Consider the following 537-nt stretch of genomic DNA (forward strand, 5'->3'; position numbering starts at 1 on the left):
ATTTATATATATCCTCTACATTAATATTTTCCTCTATAGCATCTTTTACTAAATCTTCTATATTATTTACACCCATATTTAATATACATTCTGCTATTTTTTCAAGTATGTCCATATAACACTCATCCTTTCCAGTTCGTTCCTAAAACTCTTTTCTTAACATTCAATAAAAAATTATTTTATGCTTTAAGAATATTTCTTTTTAAATCTTAGGCAAAAAGTATAATAACTATTGATAGTTTAAATTTGCAGTCCATGGAAAATCTATAGGAAATACTTTTGTAGTAAATTCATATATTTTTTTTAAATGTTTAAATTCATTGTGTTGTTCTTCATTTCGTTCGAAAAATAGCTTATTAAGTTTATCTAAACTTTCTATTATAAGTTCTTCTTCCTTATATTTGATGATATATTTATTTTCAACTTGTTTAAATTCAATATGCTCTAATAATTCGGAATCTACATATTGATTAAAATAACCTTTTAAATTATCACATAATTTACTATAATTTATTATTTTAATTGTTCCTTGTTGAT

1 pseudogene is annotated in these 537 nt (G+C 21.6%); it reads right to left on the minus strand.

Features of this window, described 5'->3' with window-relative positions:
• Positions 1 to 229: 229 nt before the first annotated feature.
• A pseudogene (locus tag KGF50_RS21800) lies at positions 230 to 537 on the minus strand (GNAT family N-acetyltransferase); the annotation flags it as partial.

Source organism: Clostridioides sp. ZZV15-6598 (genome assembly GCF_020657705.1).
Lineage (GTDB): Bacteria > Bacillota > Clostridia > Peptostreptococcales > Peptostreptococcaceae > Clostridioides > Clostridioides difficile_F.